7 protein-coding genes are annotated in these 7,663 nt (G+C 29.0%); 2 read left to right on the top strand and 5 right to left on the bottom strand.

Annotated features, from left to right (window positions below):
- From EII29_RS10910 to EII29_RS10895, 4 genes are all read right to left on the bottom strand, one after another.
- The coding region (locus EII29_RS10910) for a S8 family serine peptidase (RefSeq protein ID WP_148096415.1) at positions 1 to 1,813 on the bottom strand (1,813 nt) is incomplete at its 3' end.
- 106 nt (positions 1,814 to 1,919) lie between these two features.
- Positions 1,920 to 2,321: a polymer-forming cytoskeletal protein gene (locus EII29_RS10905; RefSeq protein WP_125237554.1), complete on the bottom strand. Its 402-nt coding sequence runs from the start codon at positions 2,319 to 2,321 to the stop codon at positions 1,920 to 1,922.
- On the bottom strand, positions 2,285 to 3,211 hold the full coding sequence (locus EII29_RS10900; RefSeq protein ID WP_125237553.1) for a M23 family metallopeptidase: 927 nt from the start codon (positions 3,209 to 3,211) through the stop codon (positions 2,285 to 2,287). Before EII29_RS10900 ends, EII29_RS10905 begins: the two co-directional genes overlap by 37 nt.
- Before the next feature lie 393 nt (positions 3,212 to 3,604).
- Positions 3,605 to 3,934 (bottom strand): nuclear transport factor 2 family protein, encoded by a 330-nt coding sequence (locus tag EII29_RS10895; RefSeq protein ID WP_125237552.1) that lies wholly within the window; start codon positions 3,932 to 3,934, stop codon positions 3,605 to 3,607.
- A gap of 189 nt (positions 3,935 to 4,123) precedes the next feature.
- Between EII29_RS10895 and EII29_RS10890 the strand changes: the two genes are divergently transcribed.
- Both EII29_RS10890 and EII29_RS10885 read left to right on the top strand, forming a co-directional pair.
- The gene (locus EII29_RS10890; RefSeq protein ID WP_125237551.1) at positions 4,124 to 4,696 is read left to right on the top strand and encodes a biotin transporter BioY; all 573 of its coding nucleotides are present in this window, start codon (positions 4,124 to 4,126) and stop codon (positions 4,694 to 4,696) included.
- A gap of 64 nt (positions 4,697 to 4,760) precedes the next feature.
- Complete coding sequence (locus tag EII29_RS10885; RefSeq protein ID WP_125237550.1) at positions 4,761 to 5,213, top strand: hypothetical protein; 453 nt, start codon at positions 4,761 to 4,763, stop codon at positions 5,211 to 5,213.
- Positions 5,214 to 5,360: 147 nt separating this feature from the next.
- Here the strand turns inward: EII29_RS10885 and EII29_RS10880 are convergent, their stop codons facing one another.
- Complete coding sequence (locus tag EII29_RS10880) at positions 5,361 to 7,169, bottom strand: S1 RNA-binding domain-containing protein (protein ID WP_125237549.1); 1,809 nt, start codon at positions 7,167 to 7,169, stop codon at positions 5,361 to 5,363.
- Positions 7,170 to 7,663: the final 494 nt, after the last annotated feature.

Raw genomic sequence — 7,663 nt, 5'->3', positions numbered from 1 at the left:
AAGATGTCTCTATGTTCTGAGCTGCCACCCTTCTCATTTCATCTGTTGTTTCCAAACTCGTTACGTATTCTTCAACATTCTTTCTGCTTAAAGTTACATCTACTCTCTTTTCAGAATTTTTAGTATTTGCATTAAGTAAAGGTGCAGTTTCTATATTTGAAAATTTCCCGTTAATGGCATTATCCGAAACAAGGATACTTTCCTGTACCCCTCTTGCTGTAACATATTGTTCTTCACCATTTTTGACAGGAGCTATTTCCAAAGTGGACCCGTTTAATTCCACTTTTCCTTTTACATAAGTACTTGCTCCAAGATTAGAAACATATTTTGAAAGAGAAGATGCTGTATAGTTTCCTTCTATTACGGTATTACTTCCACTATTTACAAATACTCCTTCATTGCTTACTCCATTTTCTAAAAGAGCGTTTTCAGTTGTTTCTACAGTTCCCAGTTTTGTTATTGCCAATGAAGAAACATATCTGTTTCCTATTTTCAATTTTCCTGCATTTACTTTTGTTCCTCCTGTAAAAGTATTTTTTCCACTTAATACAAGTTCTCCCAATCCGTTTTTAATAAGTCCCGCATCTCCTGAAATGTCATTTGAAAACGTATATATTCCCGCTGTTACATCTGCTACTACATTATTTCCCAATGCAAGTCTTCTGTCAAACAGTGCAGGACCTCTAAGTGCCTTATCAATATTCAAAAGCCCCCATCCGAAGTCTTCATCTACACCTTTTTTCCCTATATCCGTTGCAGTGGAAAGTATTGTCTGTCTTATAAGGCTCCCATCCATCCACGGATATTTTTCTTTTAAAAGTGCAGCTGTTCCTGTTACCATAGGCGCTGAAAATGAAGAACCGTTTCCACCATACTGTCCGCCGTTTGAAGAAAAATTAATTCCTGATACTGCTGTTACTGACCAGTTTTTAGCCACTCCCGCTCCAGACAGTCTTTTCATTTCACTCCATTCAGTATTGGCAGGATCAAATTGACTTGTTTTTGCCAAACCGACAACATTAATCCACCCTTTTTCAAGTTCTTTTACATGATAAGGAAGTCCCGCTTCAAGGGAAGGATTATCATGAAAAGATTCATTCCCTGCTGCCCATATAAACAGTGCACCTTCTCTTACTCCTTTTTTATAAAAATCCAGAATATCCTTACCTATCTGATGTTCAACAGTAGTACTATCCCATTTATAATTCGTTACTTCACTGTCTATTCCGAAAGACTGGTTAAAAATTTTTACTCCTCTATTATAAAGGTCATTGTACATCCCTACAGTAGGGTCAGGCTGAAATTCTCCCTTACTATTTTTTTTGGATGCATCCGCTGCTATAATTGTAACTCCTTTAGCTATCCCGTTTGGAGTGTTTCCTCCTATTATTTCCGATACTATTATACCATGATCTTCATTAGCAGTTTGAGTCCCATGAGGATTTGTTTTTACAAGTCTCGCCCCGAACTTATTATTAATATCCGCCTGTAATCCTCCAGTCGTTGTGTTGAATCCAACATCTAAGACTCCTACTTTAACTCCTGCTCCTGTCTGTGTCGTTGCAGCCGTTTTATTATTTACATTATTCTTATCATATTTTCTTTTAGTATCATTCCATTTTATATTTCCATTTGAATCATATTTTGATTCCGGAGGCAGACTTGGAAAATTTGGAAAATTCGGTGTAGATGGCCCGGGTATGTTCGGAGTTGGAGCTGAAGTTCCGCCTCCACCGCCACCGCCGCCTCCACAGCTGGCAAGAGCTATTAATAAAGCCATTATCAGTGCTGTTTTTTTTGTTTTTACGTTCATTTTTTCCTCCTATTTTTAGATTTTTCTTTTTTCTTTTCAATTCGGTTACTATTAATTTAAGTTATGATATTAAATTTAAAAATAGATTTTTCTTTACATTTTTGACCTAAACATCTGCACTTTCAGTTTCTTCATATTCAATAAATGCTTCTGCTTTCTTCATTTTTTTATTTCCTTCAAACAGTCCTCCTTCTTGAATTACAAATAATGTTGATACTACATTCGCCAATACTCTTCCTTTTTCTCCTATTTCCACTTTTTCAGCCAAGATTTCTCCCGAAACTTCTCCATCTACAAATACAGTTTTGGCTACTACATTTCCTACTATTCTTCCGCCATTACTTACATGGACAGTGTTGTCACATTTAATATCTCCTTCCAACACCCCCTCAATTTGTGTCATTGAATCAGTTTCGACTACTCCTTTTACATAAGTTTTTGCCGATATTACACTTACTCCTTCAGAAACATTTAATTCTTTCCCATTATTGTTAGAAAATATTCCCATGGTACACTCCTTTCTTTTTCAAATATTATATTAAAATTTTTACTATCCCAATCTATAAAATTTTTAGGTTCGATCGGTGTGCCGTTATACCTGACTTCATAATGCAAATGCGGACCCGTTGAACTTCCTGAATTTCCTCCCTCAGCTATGACTTTTCCTTTACCTATTATTTCACCGTTTTTAACAAGTATTTTGTTCAGATGTGCGTAAGTTGTTTGGAATCCGTACATATGATCTATAATTACCACATTTCCATATCCTCCCTTTACTCCTGTAAAACTTACCCTTCCTATTGCTGAAGAAATTACAGGATCACCAATATCAACTCTCAAATCTATTCCGTGATGGAATCTTCTCTGACCGCTGATTGGGTGTACTCTTTCTCCAAAAGGACTTGTAATATATATATCCCTTAACAAAGGACTTCCACTCGGAATTATATTCAGCATAACATTTTTCTTGTCCTCGGGAACGTTTTTCACATTTTCCAATGTCAGATCTTTCAGATTTTTCAGTTCTTCCGCTTTCATTTTCTGTTCTTCTTCGTATCTTTTTCCCAGTTCCATTATTTCTTTATTTTTTGATAGATATAATTGAAAATTCCGATATTTTTCAAATAAAAACCATATTACTCCTGCCATTAAAAGAAACAATCCAAAAGTTAACAGTCTGATTATTTTCCTTATTCTCTTTTTTCCTGCCGAAGACTTTTTCAGATAACTTTTTGTCCCGCTTTCTTTGACCTGAATAATTATGCCTTCCGCAATTTTCTTTTCTTTTTTTATTTTACTTATGGATTTCCTTTTCCCTAATTTTTCAAATACTTCATTTATTTTCTTTTCTTTTAATTCATTGAGAACTTCCAGCTCAGTTTTTTTCTTTTTCTCCATAACTGTAAATTAACTTAAAAAATAAAAGTTTTCTCCTTTTTCAGTATTTTTATTTAATTTAATATATTATACTACATTTCATTAATTTATCCAAATTGAAAATTTATGAAATATGTTATCAAATTTTTGGATATTATTTAACTTTAAAAAATATCTTTTCTATTATTATCCGTACCTGTTTTTTTCAGATCAGGCAGCATAAATTAAAAATATCATTTTCTTTTTAAATCAATTATATTAAACGGTATCAATGAATTGAATATCTGTAATTAAAAGTTATTTTAACTTTGGCTGATTTTCCTTTTCAGTAATTTCGGAAAATGTTTTTCATTTAAGAAATCCTATGTTTAATATATGCCGAGAATTGTTTTTATTCATTAAATTAGAAATTTATCAGTCTAAAATAAATTCATATTCCCGATATATCAGGTTATCTTTAAAATCAAAAATATCCAGTGAGCATATTCCCGAATCATTTATTAAATAAGCGGCTATTCGATTCCCGTCCTTAGAAATCTGCATATTCTGACATGAAAATTGAATATCTGTATTTTCATAAGCTTTTTTCATTGTTTCCATATAATTTTCTACACCACCAATAGTTCTTACTTTTTTATCAAATAATTGCCAAATAATTTCTGTATGCAGAAACTGTTTATATATTGCCCAATCACGTTTATTTTCAGCTTCAAAAAAAGACTCTAAAATATCTTTTGTAACCATAAATTATCCCCTATAAATTCTAAATTTGATATCATATATTTTTGTATTTCATTATACTTCTTATACATATTTTTGTCAATAAAATTAAAAATAGATAAAATAAAAAAGTTTCTCTTATATTTCCTTGACATTTTTCTCTTTTTTAGTTATACTTTTTTTAAAAACTATTAAAAACATCAGGAGGTAGAAATGAATCAAAATATATTAATTAATAATTTGATTAAAGTAAAAAATAAAGAAAATGAAATGGTAAAAAACATCTTTCTTGTTATAAGTGGTGTATTTTTTATAGCTCTTATGTCTCAAGTGAGAATTCCTTTACCATTCACAGTTGTTCCTATAACAGGACAAACTTTTGCCGTTATGTTAATTGGACTTACTTATGGTAAAAAACTCGGTGTATCCACTTTACTTTCATATATTACAGCAGGTATAATAGGATTTCCGGTATTTGCAGGTTTCACAAGCGGATTTCCTTTCAATTCTGCAAGTGGAGGGTTTATTATAGGATTCTTATTTGCAGCTTATATTTGCGGATATTTTGCAGATAAAGGATGGACAAAATCATATTCAAAATTGATATTAGTATTATTTTTAGCTCATTTTATACTATATTTATTTGGACTTATTCAGCTTTCATTATTTTTCCCTACTAAAAATGTATTTATAATAGGACTTGTTCCTTTTATTCCGGGAGATGTAATAAAAATGATTTTAATGATCGGAATATTTCCTACAGCATGGAAATTTATAAAAAAATAAAAATATTTAAAGTAAAAGGAGGTTATCAAATCTCCTTTAATTTTTTAAATTAACAAGGAGAGACATGAGAAAACTAAAGAAAGAAAAAATTAAAAATTTAAATACACCAAAAAATTCTTCAAATCTTGCTAGTAATTTTCTTAATCCTGAAGTTATGAAACAGATAAAATTTATACTTCTGATAAGTTGGATTTTTCCTTTTTTCGGTTTATCCTTTTTACATTTTGCAAGAAAAACATTATATGAAAAACCTAAAGAAATATTATGTAAAATTTTGAATATGGAATTTACTTCAATACTTGTTCTGTTTATAACAGTTTCATTGCTTAATACTTTAGCATTGGCAAAAGTTAATGCAATAATTATTATTATATTTGCAATTTTTATACTGACGGTCTTAGCTTATACCGTTATTTCACACATAATCGGAACTTTAAAATGGCTGAAAGGAGAAGATTATTCTTTTAAATATTCAGCTGAATTTTTTAAACCTTATAAAAACATTCCCGAAGAATAAAATAAAAACTGTCCTGTAAACCAGAAAAATAATTAATATATCTTTTTCCAAACTACAAGACAGCTTTTTATGTTCTTTTCAAAAAACTCAAAAAATTAATCGACACATGACCTAAATTTATTCTATTTTAAATAAATTAATATATTTCTAAACTCCATATATTTTCATCAATTCTTCAAGTTCTTTTTTTTCTTCCATTTCATTGATTTTTTTCACAGAAAGAATAATAGATTTTCTTTTTTCATTAAACTCTGTAACCACAGCCTCAACTTCATCTCCTACAGAAAATTTTTCAGAAATATCTTTTAAAAATTCATCTGTCAGCTCTTTTTTAGGAATCATTCCGTTAAATCTGTCCGTCAGTTTTACAAGAACTGAATTTTCCTGTATTGTAACAATAGGTACTTTTACTTTATTTCCTATTCTATATTGCCCTGCAGCTTCTTTCCAAGGAGATATCGTCAGTTGTTTTAAACTTCCTCCTATTCTTTTATCTTTTTTATCAATGGAAGTTATTTTAAGCTCTATTTCATCTCCTTTTTTGAATTCCATCTCCTCATTTTTATCCCATGAAAATTCATTTTTATAAATAAACACTTCTATTCCCTCTTTAATTTCTAAAAATATTCCATATTCCTGAACATTCACTACTTTTCCTTTTACAACATCCCCTACATTGTAATAATCTTCCATTTTATTCCATAAATCATCAAGTAAAGCTTTCACACTAAGAGAAATTCTATTTTTTTCATCATTAAAGCTTATTATTTTAAATTTAACAATTTCTCCTACTTTAAATTTAGAGCCAAGGTTGGAAACTCTTCTATATGCCAAATCCGAAACGTGAAGCAGTCCATCAATGTCTTTTTCCAATTCAATTAATAAACCAAATTCAAATATTTCTAAAACAGGCTTTTCAAGTATATCACCTATTTTATATTTTTCTTTTACCCTATTCCACGGATTTTCTGTTAACTGTTTTACACTTAGTTTTACATTCTTTTTATCATTTTCAAGATTAATAATTTTAGCTTTAAATTTGTCCCCTTCTTTATAATTTTTTAAAGCTTTTGCAGTATTATTCCATGCTAATTCGGAAATATGTATAAATCCTTTGATTTTTTCAATATCCACTATCAATCCAAAATCAAGAACTTCTTTTACAGTAACATCTACAATATCATCTATATTATGTGCTTCAGAAAAAGAAATCCAAGGATCTTCTTCTAATTTTTTTATACTTAGTTTTACTTTTCTTTTTTCTTCATCTTTTTCAATCACTTTTGCTTTTACTTCATCACCAATACTAAATTTTCCAACCAAATCATTGATTTGATCCCACGATATCTCGGAAATATGTATAAATCCTGTTGTATGACCTAAATCAACTATAATGCCGAAATCAAGTATTTCTTTTATTTTCCCCGTAATAATGTCATTAATATTAAGTGACCTCAAATAGTCTTCTTCTTCTTTTTTTACTAAATCCGATCTTGAAAGTGTAAAGCTGTTTCTTGTTTTTTCTTTTAAAATAAATTTAAACTTTTCTCCTATATGATCATTTTCCCTTTCAAAAGCAGAAAGTGAAAATGGTAAAAATCCTTCATTTTTACCTACTTTAACAGAATAGCCACCTTTTATTTTTTTGAAAACTGTTCCTGTAACTATTTCTCCTTCAATTAAAGAGGCAAATTCCTTTGCTTTATCAAGTAAAAATTTAGAAACAATTATATTTTCTTCATCCTTTCTTAATATCTTTACTTCTATAGTATCACCTACATTAAAATCTTCAACTTCTTTAATCAGAATTCTTCCTTCCTGTTTATCATTCAAATCAAGATAAGCAAAATCATTATCTTTCCTTATAATAACGGCTTCTATTACATCTCCCGCTTTCTTCTCTTCAGGTAAATAATCATCTAACATCTTTTCAAATAAATCATTAAATTCACTCATTTTAAATCTCCTTAGACAGTATTTTATTCATTTCTATTTTAACTTATCAATAATTTATATATTTTTTAATCTTGTAAATAAAAAATCTTTATCTATTATTTTTTAAAATACAACAAAAGACTTCTTTCTTTCCAAAATTTCTTATAAATAAATCTGTACTCCTTATCACAACTTTTTTCTCTCATCTTTACCTCCTTTAAAAAAGTTATAAAATAACATTTTATATTATTATAACAGATAAATCAATAAAAATAAATAGTAAGATAAAATAATAAATATATAAATCAAAAATTAATTATACAAAAACTAAATATTTAATTTTCTGCACTATAAAATTATATTTAAATATTCCAAAATTTAATTACACTATTCTATTTCAAAATGTAAAAGCTATGCATTACTAAAAAAATATCCTATCAAAAAAACATTCTTTTATCTTAACATCAAAAGAAAATACTGTAATTATAAAAATTTCTAAACCCAATTAAAATTTT

It is taken from the genome of Leptotrichia sp. OH3620_COT-345 (assembly GCF_003932895.1).
Lineage (GTDB): Bacteria > Fusobacteriota > Fusobacteriia > Fusobacteriales > Leptotrichiaceae > Pseudoleptotrichia.
Note: the sequence above shows the minus strand (reverse complement) of the source record. Positions and strands in the feature narration are given on the sequence as shown.

Coding starts and splice junctions, on each gene's coding strand:
- EII29_RS10905 (WP_125237554.1), bottom strand. CDS start 2,321: ATGGGAATATTTTCTAACAATAATGGGAAAGAATTAAATGTTTCTGAA.
- EII29_RS10895 (WP_125237552.1), bottom strand. CDS start 3,934: ATGGTTACAAAAGATATTTTAGAGTCTTTTTTTGAAGCTGAAAATAAA.
- EII29_RS10885 (WP_125237550.1), top strand. CDS start 4,761: ATGAGAAAACTAAAGAAAGAAAAAATTAAAAATTTAAATACACCAAAA.
- EII29_RS10890 (WP_125237551.1), top strand. CDS start 4,124: ATGAATCAAAATATATTAATTAATAATTTGATTAAAGTAAAAAATAAA.
- EII29_RS10880 (WP_125237549.1), bottom strand. CDS start 7,169: ATGAGTGAATTTAATGATTTATTTGAAAAGATGTTAGATGATTATTTA.
- EII29_RS10900 (WP_125237553.1), bottom strand. CDS start 3,211: ATGGAGAAAAAGAAAAAAACTGAGCTGGAAGTTCTCAATGAATTAAAA.